Here is a 267-nt window from a genome sequence, read left to right on the forward strand (position 1 = left end):
TCACCGCCCAGGTAGCGGCTTTCGGCCAGGCGGCGGTCGAGTACGTCCAGTTGGCGCTTCGCTTCCATGGTGAAGCGGTTGATGGCGTACTCGAACTTTTCCGGTGCGTAGACATAGAAGTGGCCAAAGCCGCCACCCAGGTACGGCGCAGCGCCCATCTGCCAGAACAGCCAGTTCAGGCTTTCGGTACGAGCAGCTGGGGTCTTGGGCAACAGTTCTCCGAACTTTTCTGCGAGGTACAGCAGGATCGCCCCCGACTCGAACACC

1 pseudogene is annotated in these 267 nt (G+C 61.0%); it reads right to left on the bottom strand.

From position 1 onward, the window contains the following. Positions 1-267 (bottom strand): annotated as a pseudogene (locus SB756_RS30815) (glutathione-dependent disulfide-bond oxidoreductase); the annotation flags it as partial.

The sequence above is a fragment of the Pseudomonas sp. SIMBA_068 genome (assembly GCF_046534705.1).
GTDB lineage: Bacteria > Pseudomonadota > Gammaproteobacteria > Pseudomonadales > Pseudomonadaceae > Aquipseudomonas > Aquipseudomonas putida.